A 414-nucleotide genomic window follows, 5' to 3' on the forward strand; every position below is an offset into this window, starting at 1 on the left:
CACCACGCTGCGAGGCTTCGAATTCTGCGCCACGTGGGGCGTGACCGAGGTCGAGTTCCGTGCCGCCCCGTTCGGCCGGCGGATCGAGTGGAGCCCCATCACCGGCGTGATCACCCGGTTCGCGGACGGGACCATTCGCGACGGCATCAGCTATCCGGGACTGTGGCCCTACCTACAGGACTTGGCCGCGTTGCAGTCCCCCACGACCGGTGACCTGTTGACCATCCGAGTCGCACCCGGGCCGTCCCTTCTTCCTCCGAACCCCCTTGCCGGACTCCTCGCCCAGCTCTTCGACCCCGACCGCACCACCCCGGAGCAGGAATCCCGGAGCTGATCCCGGCACGCGCCGATCGGCAGTCAGGACCGCGCCAAGTGCGCACCACCACCGCGGCTCATCCCCACACCGCCTCACAC

At 69.1% G+C, this 414-nt stretch carries 1 protein-coding gene; it reads left to right on the forward strand.

Annotated elements, in window-relative coordinates:
* The coding region (locus ADK55_RS20000; RefSeq protein WP_159041486.1) for a hypothetical protein at nucleotides 1–334 on the forward strand (334 nt) is incomplete at its 5' end.
* Nucleotides 335–414: the final 80 nt, after the last annotated feature.

This window comes from Streptomyces sp. WM4235, from assembly GCF_001279725.1.
GTDB lineage: Bacteria > Actinomycetota > Actinomycetes > Streptomycetales > Streptomycetaceae > Streptomyces.